At 42.8% G+C, this 22186-nt stretch carries 18 protein-coding genes, 2 pseudogenes and 1 riboswitch; of the genes and pseudogenes, 7 read left to right on the top strand and 13 right to left on the bottom strand.

Annotation, left to right across the window (positions count from 1 at the left end; genetic code table 11):
• Positions 1 to 153: 153 nt before the first annotated feature.
• Positions 154 to 1596: a SusD/RagB family nutrient-binding outer membrane lipoprotein gene (locus tag ABD894_RS05585; protein WP_345210003.1), complete on the bottom strand. Its 1443-nt coding sequence runs from the start codon at positions 1594 to 1596 to the stop codon at positions 154 to 156.
• Between the two features lie 5 nt (positions 1597 to 1601).
• Entirely contained in the window at positions 1602 to 4784 is a 3183-nt protein-coding gene (locus tag ABD894_RS05580) for a SusC/RagA family TonB-linked outer membrane protein (protein ID WP_345210002.1), read from the bottom strand.
• Positions 4785 to 5240: 456 nt separating this feature from the next.
• Positions 5241 to 5349: riboswitch (SAM riboswitch) on the bottom strand.
• 399 nt (positions 5350 to 5748) lie between these two features.
• On the opposite strand from ABD894_RS05580, the gene ABD894_RS05575 reads away from it, so the two are divergent.
• Positions 5749 to 6198, top strand: coding sequence for a KTSC domain-containing protein (locus tag ABD894_RS05575; RefSeq protein WP_345210001.1), 450 nt, complete (start codon positions 5749 to 5751; stop codon positions 6196 to 6198).
• A 563-nt stretch (positions 6199 to 6761) separates the two neighbouring features.
• Here the strand turns inward: ABD894_RS05575 and ABD894_RS05570 are convergent.
• Positions 6762 to 7472 carry a hypothetical protein gene (locus ABD894_RS05570; RefSeq protein WP_345210000.1) on the bottom strand — a complete coding sequence of 237 codons (711 nt, stop codon included), beginning with the start codon at positions 7470 to 7472 and terminating at the stop codon, positions 6762 to 6764.
• A gap of 373 nt (positions 7473 to 7845) precedes the next feature.
• Between ABD894_RS05570 and ABD894_RS05565 the strand changes: the two genes are divergently transcribed.
• Positions 7846 to 8352 carry a cupin domain-containing protein gene (locus ABD894_RS05565; protein ID WP_345209999.1) on the top strand — a complete coding sequence of 169 codons (507 nt, stop codon included), beginning with the start codon at positions 7846 to 7848 and terminating at the stop codon, positions 8350 to 8352.
• A 405-nt stretch (positions 8353 to 8757) separates the two neighbouring features.
• Here ABD894_RS05565 and ABD894_RS05560 read toward each other — a convergent pair whose 3' ends face one another.
• Entirely contained in the window at positions 8758 to 8991 is a 234-nt protein-coding gene (locus tag ABD894_RS05560) for a hypothetical protein (protein ID WP_345209998.1), read from the bottom strand.
• A 384-nt stretch (positions 8992 to 9375) separates the two neighbouring features.
• On the opposite strand from ABD894_RS05560, the gene ABD894_RS05555 reads away from it, so the two are divergent.
• Positions 9376 to 9675, top strand: coding sequence for a hypothetical protein (locus ABD894_RS05555; protein WP_345209997.1), 300 nt, complete (start codon positions 9376 to 9378; stop codon positions 9673 to 9675).
• A 9-nt stretch (positions 9676 to 9684) separates the two neighbouring features.
• Entirely contained in the window at positions 9685 to 10104 is a 420-nt protein-coding gene (locus ABD894_RS05550; RefSeq protein ID WP_345209996.1) for a hypothetical protein, read from the top strand.
• An 11-nt stretch (positions 10105 to 10115) separates the two neighbouring features.
• Here ABD894_RS05550 and ABD894_RS05545 read toward each other — a convergent pair whose 3' ends face one another.
• From ABD894_RS05545 to ABD894_RS05535, 3 genes are all read right to left on the bottom strand, one after another.
• Positions 10116 to 10412 (bottom strand): hypothetical protein, encoded by a 297-nt coding sequence (locus ABD894_RS05545; protein ID WP_345209995.1) that lies wholly within the window; start codon positions 10410 to 10412, stop codon positions 10116 to 10118.
• Positions 10413 to 10522: 110 nt separating this feature from the next.
• Positions 10523 to 10813, bottom strand: a complete 291-nt coding sequence (locus ABD894_RS05540; RefSeq protein ID WP_345209994.1) for a putative quinol monooxygenase — start codon at positions 10811 to 10813, stop codon at positions 10523 to 10525.
• Entirely contained in the window at positions 10779 to 11417 is a 639-nt protein-coding gene (locus ABD894_RS05535; protein WP_345209993.1) for an NAD(P)H-dependent oxidoreductase, read from the bottom strand. The genes ABD894_RS05540 and ABD894_RS05535 overlap by 35 nt, the downstream gene beginning before the upstream one ends.
• A 101-nt stretch (positions 11418 to 11518) precedes the next feature.
• Here ABD894_RS05535 and ABD894_RS05530 point away from each other — a divergent pair, with 101 nt between their 5' ends.
• Positions 11519 to 12415 carry a LysR family transcriptional regulator gene (locus ABD894_RS05530; RefSeq protein ID WP_345209992.1) on the top strand — a complete coding sequence of 299 codons (897 nt, stop codon included), beginning with the start codon at positions 11519 to 11521 and terminating at the stop codon, positions 12413 to 12415.
• Here ABD894_RS05530 and ABD894_RS05525 read toward each other — a convergent pair.
• Positions 12412 to 12972 carry a GNAT family N-acetyltransferase gene (locus ABD894_RS05525; protein ID WP_345209991.1) on the bottom strand — a complete coding sequence of 187 codons (561 nt, stop codon included), beginning with the start codon at positions 12970 to 12972 and terminating at the stop codon, positions 12412 to 12414. The two genes, ABD894_RS05530 and ABD894_RS05525, sit on opposite strands and share 4 nt — an antisense overlap.
• Before the next feature lie 208 nt (positions 12973 to 13180).
• On the opposite strand from ABD894_RS05525, the gene ABD894_RS05520 reads away from it, so the two are divergent.
• Positions 13181 to 15643: a glutaminase family protein gene (locus ABD894_RS05520; RefSeq protein WP_345209990.1), complete on the top strand. Its 2463-nt coding sequence runs from the start codon at positions 13181 to 13183 to the stop codon at positions 15641 to 15643.
• A gap of 54 nt (positions 15644 to 15697) precedes the next feature.
• On the opposite strand, the pseudogene treF reads toward ABD894_RS05520, so the two are convergent.
• From treF to ABD894_RS05500, 4 genes and pseudogenes are all read right to left on the bottom strand, one after another.
• Positions 15698 to 17302, bottom strand: a pseudogene (treF, locus tag ABD894_RS05515) (alpha,alpha-trehalase TreF); the annotation flags it as partial.
• 325 nt (positions 17303 to 17627) lie between these two features.
• On the bottom strand, positions 17628 to 18272 hold the full coding sequence (locus tag ABD894_RS05510; RefSeq protein WP_345209989.1) for a hypothetical protein: 645 nt from the start codon (positions 18270 to 18272) through the stop codon (positions 17628 to 17630).
• Between the two features lie 4 nt (positions 18273 to 18276).
• On the bottom strand, positions 18277 to 18789 hold the full coding sequence (locus ABD894_RS05505) for an RNA polymerase sigma factor (RefSeq protein WP_345209988.1): 513 nt from the start codon (positions 18787 to 18789) through the stop codon (positions 18277 to 18279).
• A gap of 390 nt (positions 18790 to 19179) precedes the next feature.
• Positions 19180 to 19707 carry a hypothetical protein gene (locus ABD894_RS05500; RefSeq protein ID WP_345209987.1) on the bottom strand — a complete coding sequence of 176 codons (528 nt, stop codon included), beginning with the start codon at positions 19705 to 19707 and terminating at the stop codon, positions 19180 to 19182.
• A 357-nt stretch (positions 19708 to 20064) separates the two neighbouring features.
• Between ABD894_RS05500 and ABD894_RS05495 the strand changes: the two are divergent.
• Positions 20065 to 21117, top strand: a pseudogene (locus ABD894_RS05495) (DUF3095 family protein); the annotation flags it as partial.
• 9 nt (positions 21118 to 21126) lie between these two features.
• On the opposite strand, the gene ABD894_RS05490 reads toward ABD894_RS05495, so the two are convergent.
• On the bottom strand, positions 21127 to 22134 hold the full coding sequence (locus ABD894_RS05490; RefSeq protein ID WP_345209986.1) for a tetratricopeptide repeat protein: 1008 nt from the start codon (positions 22132 to 22134) through the stop codon (positions 21127 to 21129).
• Positions 22135 to 22186 lie beyond the last annotated feature (52 nt).

Here is a 22186-nt window from a genome sequence, read left to right as displayed (position 1 = left end):
GCTTGCACAGAGAGGGCAGGTCCAGCGAAGCGTAGACCGGGTGAGTTAACTACAATTTGCTTTCGCCTCTAATTAAGTATTACACATTTATACAAAAAAAGAAAAGGTCACGATTTACACCGTGACCTTTCCCTTTTGTATCGTTCCGAATGATTAGTTCACATCAAACCAAAGTTTGGTGGTGAGCACATCGGCACCCTGGCGTGCTACAGCTTCGCGGTAGCTGGCGCCATTAATGGCTTGTTCGGTACCCGGGTAAATAAAACGTACAGGTAGCTTACCGCTTAATACACCCGCTACGGCAGGTTGCAATTGAGGGTAATCTAAGCGGCGCCACTCGGCAAATGCTTCCAATCCCTGGCCAAAAAGGGCTATCCATTTTTGGTTACCTATTGATTTGCGGAAGTTTGTTGCATCATACTTTACAGTAGCTTGGGCAAGGTAGCTGCTGATAGTGGGAGCATCGGTTATACCATATTGGTTAAGGGATGCTGTTACCGCTTTATTGTACAGGTCGGCGGCATCTTCATTAGTGAAGCCGCGTGCTGCTGCTTCAGCACGGTCAAACAATACTTCGGCATAGCTGATAATTACAGCAGGTGCGGTTGGCGCGGTGAAATAAGTACCCGGTTTTGATGTTTTGGTAAAACCAAGATTACTTGCATCACCTACCAGTAAACCATTCGGTATCCCAACATAAGTTTGCGGGGTAGCATCCTTTGTTTTAGCCGAAAATATCGGCAGGCGCGGATCATTCAGCGCGAAAAGCTGATCGACAATAGTTTTGCTGATACGGTAATCATCGCGGGTATCAAACAGGTTGCTTATTGGGTTTTGGTTTGGCGACGCCAGGTAAACCAGTTGAGCGGTTTCGGTATTAGTGCTGATGTAGCCACTACCTTCAGCCTGTATTTCTGCAATGGTTTGTTTAGCTTTTTCGGGTTCACGGTCGGCAATGCGCAGGGCAATGCGTAAGCGTAACGAATTGGCAAACTTTTTCCACGAGGCGATATTGTTATTGTAGATCACATCGCCCAGTATGGCTTTGCCCGATGGATCGAGCGAAGTTTGCGCTGCTTTCAGGTCATCCAGCAAGGCATAGTAAACATCTTTTTGCGGATCGTAAGCCGGGGTAAGGTCTTCCTCAATATGGGCAGCCGATTTGTACGGTATATCACCATAAGCATCTGTTAACAGAGTAAACACCCATGAGCGTAATACCAGCGCCACGCCTTTATAGTTAGGAGTAGCCTGTGCATCAGCGAGCTTAATTATTCCGTTAAGGTTGATAATACTTTTGGCATAACCCGACGACCATAAACTTTGAAAATCGTTATTGGTATAAATATACCTGTCGGGATCGGTGTATTGTATTTTGGCCCAGTGCTGTACGAACAGCAGGCTTGAGTTCATATTATTGTCGGTTCCCCAATAGCTGTCGGCAGTTGTTTTAATGGCACCGGTAAGCAGGTAATCGGGTTGCGCGGTTGGTGAATTGTTGGGGTTGGTATTGAGTTCTACCAGGCTCTTTTTGCACGATGTAAGCGCGATCAACGAAAGGCCTGATAATATTAGCGGTATATGATTAAGTTTCATGAGTGTTAGAATTTAAGGTTAATGTTAAAACCAATATTACGAACGGTAGGCAAGGTAAGGTCTTCTAAACCCTGACCGTTACCGGTGTTAAATGCGGTTTCAGGATCGATGTTAGGTACATTCTTGTGGATGATCCACAGGTTGCGGCCTACTAATGATACCGTTGCGCTTTGCAGTTTAAGGCCTTTTATCCAGCTGGTTGGCAGGGTATAGCCTAATTTTATCTCGCGTAGTTTTACATAAGTGGCATCGTACACAAAAGCCTCGTCAACATTGGTAAAGCCTTTGTAGTATGATTGTGCCGGTAGTATGGTAGTATTTTTGCTTCCATCAGCTTTTACACCATTAAAAATTACACCGTCATCATACACTGTTTCGCCGTTAGGGGCAGCGGTACCGGCATTAATAGCTATCGCTTTACCCGTAGTTGTGTTGTTGGCATAGTAATAGCTTAAACCACCGTTAGCAGCACCACGACCGGGCAGGGTAGATGCCAGTACGCCGGTATAAGTACCTGTACGGTTTGTATTGGAGTAAATAGAACCGCCAACGTGCGCGTCAACCAATACACTCAGGTTAATGCCTTTGTAGGTAAAGCTGTTGTTAATGCTACCCAGCCAGTTAGGGGTAAATTTACCCAGGTTTTGTTTGGTTGGGTTAATAACCGGTGTACCGCCGTCGCTTACAATAATATCGCCATTGGCATTACGCAGGTAAGCGTTGCCATATAGTGTGCCATAAGGCCTGCCAACGGTGGCTAATACCTGTACGGTACGGTTAGTACCCAATACGTAGCTTTGCAGATCCTGGTACAATGAAACTACTTTACTACGGTTAAGCGAGTAGTTTGTGGTGATATCCCAGGTGAAGTCTTTAGTTTTTACAGGTGTTAAGCCCAACTGAACCTCTAAACCCTTATTGTTTATTTTACCGCCGTTGATCAGTTTTTGAGTGAAACCCGTGGTAGGGCTCACGTCAACATTAAAGATCTGGTCGGTACTATTGGTGTTGTAAACGCTTACATCTAAGCGGATGCGGTCTTTAAAGAAACCCAATTCAAAACCGGCCTCTGATGAAGTAGTACTTTCCGGTTTCAAGTTAGGGTTAAGATCGGTATTGGTAATAGCCTGCTGCGGACTGGTGCCGAAAGGCGCTGTAAATGTGTAAAAATTGATGAGCCTGTAAGGGTCGGTCGCTTTACCTACTTTTGACCATCCGCCACGTAGTTTAGCATAGCTTAAAACATCGCTCTTAATATCCAAAGCTTCGGTAAGTATTAAGCTTCCGTTTACTGAAGGATAAAAATAGGACAGGCTGGAAGCCGGTAGTGTTGACGACCAATCGTTACGGCCGGTTACGTTAATAAAAGCGTAATTGCGGAAACCGATTTGACCGGATGCGAAGTAACTGTAAGTTTTATACTTATAAAATTCGTTATAGGATATTAGCGGATCGCGCGAATTACTTAGCGTATACAAACCGCTTACAGCTAATTTGGGCGCTAACTGATCGTTGCGCTCATTTTGCCAGGTAGCTATGTTACCACCCGCTAACAGGTCGATACTGAAATCGTCGTTAAGTTTTTTGGTGTATTGTAAACGCCCCTCGGCATTGGTTTCGTTAAAGTTGTAGGCATCTTCTTCGTACGAGCCAAATGGGGTTCCGTTTGTACCGTAGGCAACTTTGATCTTGCGCCTGTCGGTATATTGATCGGTACCTATACGGAAGTTGGCAGACAGTCCGTCGATGATCTTGTAGTTTAATTCCACATTGCCTAAAAAGTGGTTGCGGTGTTGTGCAACGGTATTTTCGTAGGCTACAAAGTATGGGTTGCTGTAATAGCTGTTGTTCCAGTTAAAGGTACTGCCATCGGCATTACGATAATTCCTTAACTGGTTAATATCAACCTGGCGACCGAACCATGTGAATTGTAGCATGGTGCTGGTAGCGCGCTTGCCATAAGCGCCGGGTAGGTTATCGGCATCATCCTTAATGTAGTTGGCCACCGCGTTAATAGTCAGTTTATCGTTTACACGATAGGTAGTATTGAGCGCGAAAGCGTTTTTACCTTGCGATGAATTGGGCACTACGCCTGTTTGATGCAGGTTATTGTATGATAAACGGTAGTCGAACTTTTCATCAGAACCGGTAACGGCCACACCGTTGTTGTATGTATAACCGGTGTTAAAGTAATCTTTAACATTGTTAGGGTGGGCTACAAAAGGCTCTGCTTTACCATTCGAGAAGAATTGAGGGATCAGGCGGCCATCCAATGCAGGGCCCCAGCTTTCATCTACACCATCATTAATACCAGCACCTTTACCATCCACGTAACTGAATTTACCGTTAGAGCCTTGTCCGTAAGCGTTTTGATAATCGGGCAAGGTAAGCAGGCTCGAAAAGCTGGTGTTTGAGTTAAGCGTAATGCCTAAACCTTTGCTATTCTTTCCCGATTTGGTTTTGATGAGTATAACACCACCTGCCGCACGTGAACCATATAATGCTGCCGCGTTAGGACCTTTCAGCACAGTTAACGATTCAATATCTTCTGAATTTAAGTCGGACAGTACGTTGGCGAAATCCCTTGACCCGCTGGTGCCCTGGTTTTGGGCGTTATCTACAGGCACACCATCTACCACAAATAACGGCTGGTTGTTACCGGCAATAGAAGTTTCGCCGCGTATAATGATACGTGCCGAACCCATATCGCCCTGGCTGCTGGTAACGTTTACACCTGCTATTTTACCCGATAAAGCATTGATAATATTGGTTTCTTTAGCCTCTGATATATCTTTCGATTTTAAACCCTGAACAGCGTAGCCCAGTGATTTTTTCTCTTTAGATATGTTGAGCGCTGTTACTACCACCTCGTTAAGCGAATTGGCCTGTTCATCAAGCACAATTTGCAAGGTAGTTTCGGTTTCGCTTATCACAATTTCCTGTGTTTTGTAACCGATGTATGATACATTTATAATATCCTTCGGTTTGGCGGTAAGGGTAAATTTACCATCCACATTGGTTTGGGTACCGCTGGTGCTGCCTTTTATGGAGATGCTAACGCCGGGTAGGGGCAGGCCATCGGTTTTGGCGGTTACCGTACCGCTTATTTTTACCGATTGCGCGTAAAGCGTTTGGGCAAAAAGGAGTGGCAAAAGCAGGGCCACTAATAATTTGTAAGTTTTCAACATGACAATTGTTTGTGAGTGTTTGTGTTTCTCCCGTTTGTATTGATGTTGCCGTGAAACAAGCGCATAGCAAAGCCAGTCCGCTTAAAAGCAGTATCAACTTTAGGGTGTTAAATATTTATTGTTTGGCGTTACTCGCTGTGGTAGCCTGTATATTAAGACCGGTGCAAATAACCTGGCAGCCTGTTAGCTGCAACAACACATGACAGCCATGTGCGCGAAAACGTATGTGCTTAAGGCACCGTTAGATGTGGTTTTTAAGGTAGGTAAACTTAAGTGAGTACTTCGTTTTTTCATTTACTTATTTGTTATATTAATAGTGGGGAATATGCTTGTTATTATTAACTAATGCGGCGCACCCAATTATGGATGAACAGAAATAAAATTTTTAATTAATTATACAGATTGCCGGAGATAAGCTGAGATGCTTGCTTGTAGCGCAAACAGTTTGCAGAGTTAACATTATCTTTTCTGCCACGGGGCAGATAGGAATTAGCACCTTTATACCAATGGCGTACAGGTTGCTAAGACATCACAGGGCCTTTCCCTCCGTCTTTCTGGATAATTAAATGATGTATAAGAACGATTGACGCTGCAAATATATAATATATATTCTACTAAATCTATAGATATTATATTTTATTGTCAGATTATTGTCAGTTTGGGTTTATGGTGGTATAATTAATTGTATTACAAGTATATTTTATTGTGTTAATTATATAGTGTAAAAATTGCAGGTTTTAAAGCTTGAGGTATTTATACATATAAAAGTTTTGTATCTGCACCGTGTATTGCAATTACCAATGGCGCTAAATTTTAAGCGGATATTATCAAATTGATAATAGTGAACCGGTGCTTAAAATTGTGGTGTATAAAGCGTACCTTTGCAAAATTATTTTCGGGGGGAGATTGGGCTTAATATCAAGGCTTTCATCTTTTTACGTAATAACATAAAACGAACGAAAGCATGAAAAAGATAGTAGACTACAGGAAATTATTGGGCGTTAACGAAGCCGCCGAACTACAGGAACTAAAATCGGTATACCGTGGTTTGATGAAAGCCTGGCACCCCGATAAATTTCAGGAAAGCGAAGAAAGCAAGTTAGCTGCCGAAGAAAAAAGTAAGACTATTATCGAAGCCTATCACTTTTTGGTGAGTATTGCTCCCGAAACCCGTGCCCAGTCTATCACCGAATACACCGCGACCACAACCGCATCGGCCATGGTTGATTTTGAATACAAATCACAAGTGCTTAAAGTTAGCTTTGCCGATGGCAACGAATATGAATATTTCGACGTGCCAAAAGCCATCTATGTAAAGCTCATCAACGCCGATTCACCCGGCCGTTTCGCCCGCAGGCATATCTTCAACAACTACGTTTACCGCAGCGTAAGCAAGCTGGTAGCATCGGCGTAGTCGGTTTAGATACAAGAATAGAGATTCAGGATTTAAGAAAATATATGATCCCAAATTTTCTTTCCATAGGGGAGAAGGTTTGGGGTTTTTTACGTAGGACTGTCAGCCTGAGTTTTAAAATCCGTGGCCTCTAAGGGTTCAATGACATGTGAAAAATATATTTGATAATCAATTACTTACAAACATGTCATGGGTAGCTTGTCGAAGGATACGTGGGTGATAGCCTCTGCGCACGATCCTTCGACAGGCTCAGGATGAACCCATTTGTAAGCATTTTTGAAAACTCGTCATTGCGAGGAACGAAGCAATCTCTACGCGTTAAAATAATTCTGACAGTCCCCAAGTTGTTCCATTTTTACGGTAGTTGGCAGCGCTATTAACTTGAAATTTCAATACCGCAATTTTTTAATCTTTGATTTAATAGATGGGCGTTACCCTCCTTCGTCGGGTCAGGCTTTACGTTCATACGCCTTCAGGCCTTAAGCGCTAAGGCCGGTACCCACTTCAATCCTTAACGCGAAAAGCGATAAGAATTAAGAATAAAATGTACCTTATTATAGTAGTTAATTAATTAACATGTTTCCATTTTCCAACAAAAACTTAATACCTTGTATCATGATCTGCTTACCCGTTTCTTTGAAAATTCCTTTCAAAATATCCGGCCCCTCTTTCGTGATTTTGGCTAAAATATTGGCAAGTTTTTTAGCAACCCACTCCTGACTCTTTCTGCCTAACTGACTTTTTAAATGTTCAACATCTTCGATAATCTCTGTTATGTTAGGAGCGGTTTCTGGAGTTACATAGTGGCCTATTTCATTTTCAATTTTCGTTAAACTTTCTTCTAAATAATAAATTTGATTCAACTTTAAAGGTTCATTCTTTGATTCGTCACTTAAGTTAAATCCATCCAAAAATTGATTTTCGAGATTTGTTAAGAAAGGGTCTTGATCTTCTTCCAATTCCGCATAAGCAATCAAGCAGTCATGCCAAATTTTAAAATAGAATGATAGTTTGTCAGCTTTAACATATAATCTATTTACACCCACCTCATTCTGATTCATGGGTTTGTAGCTTAACAAATAACCATTTTGAGTACTGTATTCTTCAATTGTATAATAAAAATCAGATGTCTGATCAATATCAACTGTTTTAAATAAATAATCTTCGGAATCAATAACACAAAATAACTTGTCGGTTTCTGAAAGTTTAGGATTAACAAATTCTTTAAGTTCTTTCAGGACACTAACAGGTAATTTTTTATTGACTTTTTTCATCTAAACAAATATAAAGATTACCTGTAATATTTTTAATTACAGCTTGGGATTGGTGTTATCACCACACCGCATCTTTAATATCACGACTTCCTTCCCCCGCGTAAGGGATAATAGCGGATACCGGCCTTGCGCCTAATGCCTGTGCCGTATGAGCGGATAGCCCGACCTGTAGGGATACGCCCAACTTTATATCGTCTTTTTGAATTATGCACTAAGGGTTTACACGGGTCTACAAAAACTCCGCAGATCATCCCACACCCGGCTAATTATTTTTACAGGTTAAACTTTTGCCCAATCCGGCTGTTTTAAAATCTGTGCCGACTAATTATACCGCACTGGCTGGCTTAAGTTTACATCACATTAATCATCCGATATGGAAAATTCAATTAGCGTGCTTACTACCGTAGGTGCACATGAGGGGCAAAGTGTATCAATTGCCGGCGGCGCTTATCGCATTGTTATTAGTGGTGAGCAAACTGCGGGTGCCTACGCGGTAATTGAAATGCTGGTGCCGCCGGGTGGCGGACCAACGCCACATGCTCATGCCGGTTTTCAGGAAGCGTTCTACATTCTGGAAGGGGAGGTTGAGGTGAAAACAGAAACACTTACTTATACTGCCCAAACCGGGGCTTATGTAAATATCCCTACCGGGGGCATGGTGCATTGTTTTAAAAACAAGGCCGACAAGAACGCCCGATTATTATGTACCGTAGTACCTGCGGGGTTGGAGAATTTCTTTCTGGAAATTGGGCAGCCCATTACCTATGGTGAAATTTTGCCACCGCCGCCAATGGATGCCGAAGCCATGAAAAAGCTACAGGCAATAGCCGAAAAATATGGTCAAAAGCTTTATCCACCTGATTACCTGGATAAAAAGTAGCAAAGAGTATTTATAGCCCACCGTTGGTGTTATCACCACACCGATTTTTTTAATTCAGGTCTAAATATCCTACAAATAGAAAAAGATCCGCGCCGGCAGATCTTTTCATGGGTTATATAGGGGTACAATATATCTTATGCAAACAAATAAGGGAAAGGTGTGGTAACGCATGTTATACGATAGTCATTCCCAAAATGTTACGATATAAATTGCCTATACAAGATGATCGATCTGCAGATTTCGCCACAATTATTCCCATTCATCAAGCTTATCAAGCGAGGCGTTTTGTGGTACAATTACGTAAATGAGTACTAATAAGCAGCAAAACAGTACGGCGCGGGTGATTGTGTAAACTAAGATTTCCATAATGGGTGATTGTTTTGAGGTTGATTGGGTTGGTGTTAATTATCGGTAAATGATATAAAGTATTTCTATTGCATATAAGTAAGCCAGCATCAGCTTGCCTTTTATAAAGTCGGTTTGGCCTTTGGTAATAACCGGTAACCCGTTGTTATTAATGGTTGATATGCTATTGCCCGTATTCAGTTGCGGCCTCACATTCAGTATGTTACTTGTTATTATATTTAGCCAATTGCCTGTGCTATGCTTACTTGTTTTGGTTGAGATGATTGCTTTCATGATAGTTTGATTTTATTGTTGATATGATTATGTCATCCCATAGACATAACACGTGCCAATTGATTAAATGGTTGTCTGTCAGTAAATTAAAACATTGGGCATTTTTGCAAGTATCTTTATTTCGTAGTTCTACGAAATAAATGGACGATATATCGAAACTGCTGATTATCAGCATTTACGTTATTTTTAGCTTTTAGAAGTGTTTTTAACATATTAATAATTAGCGCGTTATGTAATTCTGTTGTATTTCGTGCAGGTTTCCGTGATCTAACGAAATACCGTTACTGCTATAAAACGTTATTTGTGTTAACTATTTGATATATAAATAGTTGTGATTTTGGCTTATTGTTTGGTATGTGTGTGCTAATCAAGCACTTCACAATTATGAAAACAAAACGCGACTACATCATTAAGCTGAACAGCATTTTAACCCGGCGGGTTATCGATCTGCACGACAAAGGTTACATACACGATTTTTTACCCTTGCGCGGGCAAAGCTTTCTGTGCATTCAAAACAAGGAGAAATTTGGAATGGACGAATTGAACATTATCGTTATAGATCAGGCTTACGACCAGTTTACCCGCACCTTTAAATATATACATACCATTGAAACCCCTGATGGTTCAAAAGGGCTGCTACTTGCCGACTTTATTTATACCACATCCAAAAACATGATAAACTAATACCTACCGATGGCACAATTTTACAATACCAATTTATATACAGTTAAAGGCGGGCTTTATCCGGGTTTGTGTGTTAAAGAGCGTTTGCGCCGCAGGCTCACCGAATTGTTTAACCGTAATTACATTACTCAATATATTGACATGGCAGCGCAGGATGCCTTGCCTAATGCATGCGAGATGCAGCTAACCACCAATATTTTGCCCGATGAAGACGATGGCAGCGTTGACTTTGCACGGCTTAAACTGGCACTCGAAATATGGAAAGGCATGAACGCCGAAGACAGGTGCGCTATATTACAGCAATTTCAAACCCTGTTTGCCAACCGTGTAAGCGAAGCATCGGCAAGGGGCAGTATCATGACGTTTTGCAAAGTATTCATATGCGAATTGTCGTTTGTTTTGTTGGAGGGTGATGCTGCCTTGAATTAATGGATTGCCGGTTACGCTATTACGTTGAATAATATTAAAATAGCGGTAATAAACAGCACGCACATGCCGGCCAGGAACAGGTAATCGGCAATGGCTTCGAGCCTGCCACCGGGCTTGAGGCTACCACGTATGGAAAGGAATGACAGGATACAGCTCAACATAAAAAAAATGAGGGCGAAGGTTACCGTTTCGTCGATAAAGGTGCGTTGATCAACCTTTAAAAATTTTAGTGAAGTAAGCACCACAAAGCATAATCCCAGTAAGTTTGATGACGCGTTGAGTATGTGCGACGATTTATCGTTAGCCATGCCAATAGTTCGGTTTGTGTTAAGCAATTTTAACCATATAAGTTAACCAATGCAAGCTAATAACAAAGCCCGGTACTTTGAGTAACCGGGCTTTGTTATTTTATATTTAGTTAAGCTGCTCTGTCGGTTTTATAAACGGTTACGGTACCATCTATAATATCGGCAATTTGCTGTTTAAAGGTTTGCAAATGCGGCTGGCCGTTATGAAGATCAAGGCCCGGCTGATCGGCCCATGTTTCGTGGAAAATGAATTGTGTTTCATCCTCGGTAGATTGATACAGCTCGTATTGCAGGCAGGCGGCTTCTTGTGTTGAGGCGGCTACCAATTGCTGTAAATAACCTTTCATTTGGGCTGTGGTACCCGGTTTACACTTCACTAACGCTGTTAAGTAAATGCTCATTATGTATGTTGTTTGGAGTAAATATAGTGTTTAAATGTGCCTTGTAACGATCAAGTTCGGCAGGTACGTTGCTGGCTTTCATCACATCATGAAAATGAATGCTTTGCAGTGGCTGCATGCCGGTAAAAGCATTCATGCGGTGAAAACCGAACAGTATGCCATCGTCAACGTTAGTTTCTTTAAAAAACTCGCCCGGCAGGGTAAATGCTTCTTTAGGCGCGTTCCACGATGAAGTTACCATGTATTTTTTGCCATGCAGCAAACCGCCTGTACCGTAATTAATAGCCGGGTTGGCTGATGAACGGCCGTCGCTGCGGTAAATACCGTTTTGATGGCCTTCGGTAAATACCACGTCGATATATTTCTTAAAATCGTGCGGCACCTGGAACCACCAGATAGGCGTATGGTAAATGATCATATCGGCCCATTTATAATTTTCAACCTCTTGTTTCGGATCGTAATCGTCGTTCACGTCTGTTGCACGCACTTCAAACTCCGGTCTGTCGGCAAAAAAACTGGTAGTGATATCGAGCAAGGTTTTATTGAATTTACCACCTGAATGCCCGAACACCTGGCCGCCGTTTATTACAAATATTTTTTTCATTATATGTTTCTCTTTTATTGTGCATCAAAATTACTTCGCTTTATTGCATTATTAAAATAATATAAATTATACATTTGTATCATAATTATGACGATAAGAAAATGGTAAATTTTGAATGGTTCCGTACGTTTAAGGCGATATATGAAACAGGTTCGCTAACCGGCGCGGCCGAAAGCCTGTTTATATCGCAGCCGGGGGTAAGCCTGCATTTAAGTTCGCTGGAGGCCTATGTGGGTTATAAACTTTTCGACAGGGCTTCGCGCAAAATGGTATCAACCGAGCGAGGTAAAATACTGTATAATTATGTGCAGGAAGCGGTTTGCCGCCTCGAAGATGCCGAAAAACATTTCCATAAAAGCACCGAGAAGGATGTACCGACCATCAGTATTGGCATGTGCTTTGAAACTTTTCAGTTCACGCTTGAATCCTATTTGCCAACACTGCCCTTCAACGTAATTATCAAATTTGGCGAATACCCCGAAATGCTTGCCGATCTGGATAATGGTATCCTCGATCTGATCATTACACCGCAAAAAGGCGACTATAAGAATTTGCTGTACAAGCCGTTTTTTAAAGAAAAAATAGTGGTTGTTACCGGTTCGCAAACGCCTGTGTCCGGGTTTAACAAGCTGCACCAGCAGCAGGATATAGCCGGGATGCAAGCCTGGCTAAAGGAACAACGCTGGTATGGTACCGCCGGCGATATGGAACACCTGCGCAATTTTTGGTTCTCCAACTTTGGTAAACGGCCCGATTTTAAGCCGAACTTCATTGTGCCCAATATGTGCTCTATCATCAGGTGCTTAAGCGCAGGCAAGGGAGTAGCCGTAGTACCCGATTTCCTGTCCAAACGGGAGCTTGATGCCGGGGCTATTAAAATACTATGGGAAGGAGATAAAAAGATAGAGAACATGTTGTACTTCGCCACCCGCAAAAAATCTATCTATACCGAGCAAACCGATCTTATTGAAAATATTTTCCTAAAAGAAATAGCCTAAACAGGCTGGTGCTCATGCCGGTATTGCATGTGTTTATACATGCCGCCTAACAGTGGCTTTTGGCCAACTACCTTAAAGCCGAGGCCGGTGTATAATTTTTCGGCTAAGGGATTGTCGTGGCTTACCAGTAAACCGATGGGCAGGTTTTGGTGTTGTTGTACCAATGCGGCTATCAGCTGTTTGCCTATGCCTTTTCCCTGTTGGTTTGGGTCTACACTCAGGCAGTCTATATAAAATTCACCGGCTTCGGTTTCATTTTCGGGTTGGACTGAAAAACCGTAAACAGAACGAATATGCTGCAGGAAAGGCGCGCGTAATACTTCCAGATCGGCGCCATTATAACCATTGATGATGCCGTGTACACCTGCCGCATCTTCGTAAACCAATGTATTCTCATAGCTATATTGATTGCCCGCTATCCCGGCGAAATGTTCAAACACGGGGATAGCTTCGTTTGGGTCATTGGCATTGATAAACTTAGCAGCCAGCTCGCCCATGGCCTGTATAATTAAGCGTGCTATGTGAGGCGCGTCGGTAGGTGTTGCCTGTCGTATCATATTGGGTAAAGGTATAGATAAAGGTTTTGTTTTGTAGGTTGAAATGGCTTCGCATCTTCGGGCATCATCTATAATAATTGAAAATAATAAATGCTTTTAGCATTAAATTGTGTTTATTTAATGGATTATTCTGTGCAGTGTAAAACAATAGTGCATTGATGCCATAATTCGACAATACAATTAACCAAAATTTAAAATTTTCACATTCATGAGAAAAAACCTGCTATTCGGGATTGCATTATTCCTAACAAGTTTTCATTATGCCTCGGGTCAGGACCGCAAGGCACCGGCCTATCCTTTAATTACGCACAACCCGTATTTCAGTATCTGGTCAACCGCCAACAAGCTTACCGATGCTACTACTACACACTGGACAGGCTCAAACCAATCGCTTATCGGTTTAATTAATGTTGACGGCACCATTTACCGCTTTTTAGGTAAAGAACCCGAATATTACAAAACCATTTTGTCTGCATCCGACGAAAAATTGTACGAGGTTACTTATACCGAAACCAAGCCCGAAGGCGACTGGAAAGCAGCGCAATACCCGGCAACAGGCTGGAAACAAGGCGCATCACCAATTGGGGATACCGAAGGGCTGGACAAGATCTTATGGAAAACAAAAGATATCTGGTTCCGCAGAACATTCACTATCGCCAAAACTGAAGATATCAATAAGCTGCTTTTAAAACTATCTCATGATGATGATGTGGAGGTGTTTTTAAATGGCGAAGAACTTTACTCAAAAGTAGGTGTAACTAACGATTACGGCCTGATCCCGATTGATAAAACCAAACTGAAAGCAGGCCAAAACGTATTGGCTATGCACGTAGTAAATACAGGCGGCGGCGCACGTGCCGATATTGGCCTGGTTGATAAAGAAAAGCCAAGTGCCGATAAACCAATATCTGTAGCAGATGAAACCAATGTAAGCATAAACGCTACACAAACCATTTACAGCTTTAAAGCAGGCAAGGTTGATCTGGATGTGACTTTTACTTCGCCATTGCTGATGAATGACCTGTCTTTATTGTCAAGGCCGGTTTCATACATCGCCTATAAAGTAAAAGCCAACGATGGTAAAACGCACAATGTTAAGGTGTACTTAAGCGCGTCAACTGATATCGCGGTTAATAAATCATCGCAGGAGGTTACCGCTAAAAAATATGCTACCGCCAATCTTTCTATCCTGAAAGCAGGCAGTGTTGAGCAGCCAATCTTAAAAAAGAAAGGCGACGATATGCGGATCGACTGGGGTTATGTTTATGTAGCCGCGCCAAAATCGGCAGGTGCTACCCAGTTCATCACATCTGAGAAAGAGGCTATCGGCGCTTTCCGTAAAGGCAGCGTAGTATCAACTGCATCACAAGGCAAAAAGCTGGCGTTAAACACTGTTGTGCCTTTTACAAAGGTTGGCGCGGCACCTGTATCTAAATTTATTGAGTTAGGGTACGATGATATTTATTCTATCCAATACTTCAAAACCAACTTAAGGCCATGGTGGAATTTATCTGGCAAAGAAACCATTGGGGGCCAGCTTACCAAAGCTGCTACCGGTTATGCTTCGGTATTGCAAAAATGCGCTGCGTTTAACACAAGCATGTATGCCCAAGCTTTAAAATCGGGCGGTAAAGATTATGCTGAATTGTGCGTATTGGCTTACCGTCAAAGTATAGCGGCACACCAATTGGTTAAAAGTCCTCAGGGCGAAATTCTTTGGTTATCAAAAGAGAACTTCAGCGGTGGTTTCATCAACACAGTTGATGTTACCTATCCGTCTGCCCCGTTATACCTCGTTTACAATCCCGAATTGTTGCAGGGGATGCTTAACGGTATCTTCTACTTTAGTGAGAGTGGTAAGTTTGATAAGAACTTCGCGGCACACGATTTAGGTACCTATCCGCATGCCAACGGCCAAACTTATGGCGAAGGTATGCCGGTTGAAGAATCGGGTAATATGATCATCCTGGTGGCGGCTATTGCCAAAGCGCAGGGAAACCCTGAGTATGCCCGCAAACACTGGAAAACCCTGAGCACCTGGGTAAATTACCTTACCGAAGAAGGTTTTGACCCGGCTAACCAGTTATGTACCGACGATTTTGCCGGTCACTTGGCGCGTAATGCCAACTTATCGGTTAAAGCTATTGTTGGTATTGGCTGCTACGCGCAACTGGCCGATGCCCTTGGCGAAAAACAAACCGCTGCCAAATACCGCGAAATTGCTAAAGGCATGGTTGGTAAATGGATGCAACTGGCAGGCGATGGCGACCACTATACCCTTACTTTCGAAAATAAAGGTACCTGGAGCCAAAAATACAACTTGGTTTGGGATAAAGTTTTAGGCTTGAACCTGTTCCCGCAATCGGTATATGATACAGAAACCAAGTACTACCTGAGCAAGCAAAACGAATACGGTTTGCCTTTGGATAGCCGCAAAACATACACCAAATCTGACTGGATATTGTGGACCGCTACCTTTGCACCAACTCAAAAAGAGTTTGAAGCATTGGTTCAGCCTGTATACAAATACGCTTTAGAAACCAGCACTCGCGTACCACTAAGCGACTGGCACGAAACTACTAACGGTAAACAAACAGGCTTTCAGGCCCGTAGCGTTATCGGCGGTTATTTTATGAAGATGCTGTACGATAAGCAAACAGCTAAAAAGTAATTTAACAATTTAAACAAAGCGCCGCCGGTAATTATATCGGTGGCGCTTTCTGTTTTATGGCTTTTGTTTAAGTATGCTGATGAGCACCCCATTCGTCCAGCCGAAGCCATCTTGTGTAGGGTATTCGCCGCCGCCCGCTATCAGTGTGGTATCAATAACGTTATATTTTTCCAGCAATTTACCGGTTTGCTTAAACACCCTGATATTGGTACGGCTCCAGCGCGATGCAATTTCATTAGATAGAGCCTGTTGCTGATAATTCTTTAACCCTTCAATGGCTACCCATTGCAAAGGTGCCCAGCCATTAGGCGCGTCCCATTGCTGATGAGTGAAGGCAAGGGTAGTAACCAGACCACCAGGTTTTAAAAACTTTTTCTGCAATACTTTAGCCATCAATCCTGACTGCTCCTGCGATGCAATCTTAAAAAACAGCGGATAAACACCGGCCAGTGTTAATTGAGTGCTTTGTTTGGCTTGTTTCCAGTTATAATCGCGGTACCAGCCGGTTTTGGCATCCCAGCAATATTTAATGATGGCCTGTTTGCGTTTTTCAGCTTTCGCTGTAAAATCGCCGCAGGCTTTTTCATTGTTATCGAGCTGAGTGGCATGGGCTAACAGTAGTTCGAGATTATAGAGCAGGCAGTTGAGGTCTACAGGTACAATATCGGTCGTCCTGATGGTTTTAAGCGTTTCCTCATCGGCAAACCAGCGGCTACTAAAATCCCAGCCCGATTCGGCACCTGAACGTAACTGGCGGTAAACTTCGGGCTTTGCCCTGCCGCTTGCCGCAGCTGTGGCAATATCTTCGGTATAGGCTTCTTCACGGGGCCAGTCGCCGCTATCGTAAAAGCGGTTGAGTACCGCGCCGCCCGGCAAATGCACTACGTGTGCCGATACCATTACGTTGGCTTTTTTATCGTCCATCCAAAAACGGTATTCCTTTTCAAGCGCGTCTTTATTGGCGGTCAAAACAGAATCGGCCTTGCTGGGCTTGCTTTGCATCAGCAACTGCACCATCAGCGAAAAATAGGGTGGCTGCGAACGCGTAAGATAGTAAGTGCGGTTACCATTAGGAATGAAGCCATAATTACGAATAAGCCAGGCAAAATTGTTTACCATATACTCGATCATGCTCACCCTGCCGCTTTGTTTAAGACCCAGCATGGTGAAGTACGAATCCCAGTAATATACTTCCCTGAAACGCCCGCCCGGTACTATGTACGGGTTAGGCAAACTAATCAGCGAACTTGAAGCGTCGTACTTATCGGTCTTTCGGGCGAGTACATCCCACAGCTGTTCAATATGTGCTTCAACACTTTCCTTTCCGCTTTTGTATTTGTTTGCAGCGGTTGCAGGAAAACCGAAATTATGCGCCACAAAGGCCTTTAATTTAAAGCCGGGTTTATCTTTTTGCGCCTTGTAATCTTTAATTATATCGGCAGGGCTTCGTTTAGGTGTGCAATCGGTAAACGTTTTACTATCCGGAAATATCCCCGACGATTGTACCGCCTCAAACAGTTCCGGAAAAAGCTCCCGCGGCGAACTTTTTTTAAGTGTTTCTTTGGTATTAGTAGTGCCGGTGCCGCCTTGTTTGCAGGCACTAAATAATATAACAAACGCGATGATCAATAACCTGTACTTCATAAACAATGTATTGGTTGTTGAAGTAACAGGTGTTTAGGGTAATGGTTTGGGGTGAGGGGAATTCAAAAGTTAAAAGTCAAAATTCAAAAGTGGCGGTTATAATTTGTGGTCGCTAATAACACCGTAGGTGTTGAGGATAATTTTCACTTCCCTCCTTGGGGAGGGGTGCGTTGGGAACTGTGGTGGCAGGGAGGGGTTTTCTACAGTATTACATAAACGGCTACGAAACCCCTCCCTCCACCCTCCCAAGGGAGGGAATCGCACATGCCCCGCTTTTTCTTCGTAATGCTTAAAGGTAGTTAAGAGGTCGATTTTTGAATTTTGATTTTTAACTTTTGAATTAAATACCCGTCTTGTAATCTTCTATTTCATCTAAAAAATCAATAGCCTTACTTAACTCCGTACCGCCAAAGCTTTTTATCAAGTTTTTCACCCAGGTACGGCGAGCCTTGCGGTAATTGAGCAAGCGATAGGCGGCTACAGATAGTATTATAAACAAGGATACCACTATCAATTGGATCAGCCAAAAGGTGGTGCCTGCATGGGCAACAAGCGTATCATTATACCAAAAGGTGCAATAAAAGGGCGTTTGCAGTATGAGTATACGCCCCACATCAATACCTGATAGTTGTATAGCGGCCAGCTTTTCCTGTGCCTGGGTAATGTTACCGTTGAGGTCGATATTATATAGCTGACCTGCATGCTGCGCGTATTTTATTACCGCGTACAGGTTAAAGAAGATGATAAAGCTTGCCGAAATAACAAAGTATATATTCCCCAGGTGATCAAACACGGCGAGGCCTAAAATTACCAGCCAAAGTGTACCCAACACTACCCCCAATATCAACTGGTTGCGGAACGCGTTGATCTTGTTTTCGGCCTTTTGGGTTTGCATATCCTTAATTATTTTATGATTGAGTTGCAGCGATCTTTCCAGTTTGGCATCATACGCGTGCCAAAGTTGTTTTATATCCAGTTCTTCCATTGTATTAAGCTTTAATTTTTGAAAATCTTTGTTTTAGTTGTTCTTTGATGCGGTTTATTTTGGTGCGGATGTTGGTTTCAGACAGACCTAAGATTTCCGCTATTTCCTTCCCGCTTTTTTCTTCGAGATAAAGCAGCATCAACGCACGGTCGAGTTCCTTTAATTCGCTGATGAACTGCTGTAAAAGATTGAGTTGAACGTTGGTTTGGTCGTCATCATCCCCGGCATCGCTAAAAGCAATAATGTTATCGGGGAGCGGCTGTATGTGCTCGTTCTTCTTTTTCTCTTTCCGGTACGAGTCGATAGCCACATTGAGCGCTACACGATACATCCAGGTAGATATTTTGCTGCGGGCATCATAACTCTCAAAGCTCCGCCATAGCTGAAGGATGATCTCCTGTATCAGGTCTTTTTTATCGTCGTCGTCTTTTTTAAAGGAGTTGGCAATCTTGTAGATCAATCCCTTATGCTGTTCAATTACCGATAAAAAGAGTTCGTTTCGGTTAAGCGTATCCATTGTTGTACATGCGTTTATCAATTTATACACAATTATTCGTACGGATAACTAAAATGTCACAAAGGAATTTAATTCAAAAGTTAAAATTCAAAATTAAAAAGGAGAATCAGGAGTTAAGAATCAGGATTAAAGAGCGAAAAATATTTGAATTACAGCCTGTGGTCGGTGTTATCACTACAAGTGTTCGGAAGATTTATAAATGTCATGCTGAACTTGTTTCAGCATCCCACAGGCAAGGTAAACACTTTGCTTGTCAGATACTTTTCTAATGAGATGCCGAAATAAATTCGGCATGACGGATTATGAAATTGATCTTCCGAACACCCGTGGTGTTATCACTGCACCACTTTAATTTTTTTTTGAATTTTGACTTTTAACTTTTGAATTAAACTAAAATTTGTATGGCAGTATAGTTGAACTGACAATAACATCAGGTGTGCCCGAAATAATAATTAATATGCCGCCGTTACGGGTTGAAGATTGATCAATGTATAGCTGCTGTTCACTGCCAATGCCAAACTGTATTTTCTCCGAGCTTAATCCCCAGTAAATGATGGGGATGCCTTGCCATTTAAGCCGGTGCTTTAACCTGAAATAACCGTTTTTTAGTTTGCCTTTCACCAGCCGTGTTTTAAGTAAATGTTCGCCATTGTATAAAGATGCTTTGACATTTTTAGGGTCTGCCATTTCCAGCGTAAAATGTGTCGCCTGTTTTACTTCTGTCGAATCAATATCTGGTTCTTTCAAAAAGTAATTCCAAATTACATTGTTTGAGGGGCGATTTAGGGCATTTTCCTGATGCGTTACCACAGGGTAGCTGCCCAATATCCTCGGCGCTTTCAAGTCAACCAATCCATCCCGGTGAGGTATTTTTAAGCTGGAACAGGCCGTTAACAGCGTAGCAAACGTAATCAGCAATACCAACCTGTAATATCGATACCGATGCTGCCAATGATAAGAATGTGATAATACCGGCTTATTGCTAATCTGTGGTTTTTTAGGTAATAACATAGATTGCTATTTACCATTAAAAATTGATAGATCACTCATCTATTTATGGTGTAGCAAAGTAGGGGACGGAATTAACATCGAAGGAAGCGTTAATTATCATTCAGTAAAACCATATTGCTATAAAAATAGTATTTTGGTGCAAAGCGTTTATACCACTATATGCCAACCCATACCGATCAGTTTTATGCAGCCCTACCGGTTAGTAAATTGCCGCTTACCGAGCTATTGGTTACGGCTGATCTATTTCACTAGGTACCTGCCGACTGGCGCATTATCATTACTGATATTAAAAGTTCAACCCTTGCCGTGCAGGATGGGTTGCACCAAAACGTGAATATGGTTGCAACCGGCAGCATTGTCACTGTGCTTAACCTTGCTTACAAGGCCGGCATGGCTGTTCCGTTCTTTTTTGGGGGCGATGGCGCCACCTTTATATTACCGCCCGAACTGGTTGACAAGGCCATGCCCGCGCTGTTGCAATATAAGCAGCAAACTATGGATAACTTTGGCTTGAACCTGCGTATTGGTACTGTGCGGGTCGCCGATGTATACGAGGCCGGTTATTCGCTTCAGATATGCAAGTTTTGCCTGGCCGATAGCTTCCCGATCCCTATTGTATTGGGCGATGGGTTAAACTATGCCGAAAGTATAATTAAAGGCGAAGGTTATATGCTTGGGCTTGATAGTGATGTTACTGAAGAACCCGACCTTACCGGCATGCAATGCCGCTGGGATAAAATACCTCCGCCCGAAAATAAAGATGAAGTGGTTACCCTCTTGGTTATTGCCCGCAACAGCGCGGCGCAGTCTACCGTGTTTTGCGAGGTGATGCGGCAGATAGATGATATTTACGGCAGCGCCAAAAAGCGGCAGCCTATATCGGTAGGTAAGCTCAAATTTAAATCGACCTTTAACAGGCTGGGGAGCGAAATGCGTGCTCGCCTGGGTGAAATAAAATTCTTCGAGCTGGTTAAAACATGGGCGATTAACCTGTATAGTTACATATGGTTCCGTACCGAAAAAGGAAAGGACTACCTGAACCGACTGGTTGAAATGTCGGACACGCTGGTGATAGATGGTAAGATCAATACCGTAATATCGGGCACTAAAGAGCAACGTGCCGGGTTACAGGCCATACTCGATGGAATGGAAAAACAAGGCGACATTTATTATGGATTACATGTAAGCGGCGCCTCTATCATGTCGTGCTACGTGCGCGATCTGGAGGATGGCCATATCCATTTTGTAGATGGTGCGGAGGGCGGCTATACCAGGGCTGCCACTGTTTTGAAAGCCAAGATCAAGGCTATACAATAATCGATTTTTTTATAAAACCCCTTGCTCTTTAACCCAGGCATCAAGCGCGGTAATAGAGGCGGATTTCGTTTTAACAAAGGCCGCGGCACCCTTATCATTAGCCTGGCTAATGTAATTGGCAAACGCGGGCATATTGCCTGTTTGCGCCAGTTTGTAGTAGCGATTTACCAATTTGTTATATAAAAGGCTGCCCCCTGTTTGTTTTTTAGCCAAATTACCTGCCGCTGCAAATATTGCTTTCAGCTGCTCACTTAATAATGTGGCAGGCGTGGGGTATTTCTTATTGTTTGCACCGGCTACGACAGTGGTTATGGCCTGGTTAAGTTCGCGTGTATCGGCACTCACTGTGCCCGATGTTTGGCCTGCTTTTAATTCACCTCCTTTTAATATGCTTTGCAGGTTGGTATAAGCCTCATCGTTTTTTGCTCCGGTAGGTTCGAGCCATAAAAAGTGACATAATGCAAGCAAGGCAGGCATCCTTTTGTTTTGATGAAAAGTAACCAGCGCGTATAAACGTATGCTGGCCGCGTGATCGGGTTTTAGGCCGATGGCCGCGATAGCACTTTGCTCGGCTTCGGCATATTGGCGATTACGGAAATAGGCCAACCCGAGGTTATAATACATGGAATGATCAGTTGAGTCGGCTTTAATGGCCAGTTTATAGCTGTCAACAGATTTTTGCGCCTGCGATAGCTTGTCGTAAATGCTCCCCATTAAGCCGTAGGATGCAGCCATGATATTGGCCGATGCATTGCCCTCTACAACATTTTGCAGGTAGGGCAGGGCATCGCTGCCTTTTCCCAATGCATTCAGACTGAAAGCTATCTGATAATTAGCATTGATATTGGCAGGCTCGAGCGTAAGTGCTGCCTTATATTTTTCGATAGCACCTGTGTAATTGCGCGCGTTGTTAAGCTCAATGCCTTCTTTTACCAGTGAATTTGCATCCTGCGCCAAAGCGCCCAGCGAAAGGGCACAAAATAAAATAGTTGATATGATCTTTAAAATAGACTTCATAAAATATGATGATGCACTAAGGTAATCACTACAGTTTAATATGGACTAACAA

It is taken from the genome of Mucilaginibacter gynuensis, assembly GCF_039541195.1.
Classification (GTDB): domain Bacteria; phylum Bacteroidota; class Bacteroidia; order Sphingobacteriales; family Sphingobacteriaceae; genus Mucilaginibacter; species Mucilaginibacter gynuensis.
The sequence above is the reverse complement of the archived record's forward strand: the minus strand, read 5'-3'. Positions and strand labels throughout refer to the sequence as shown.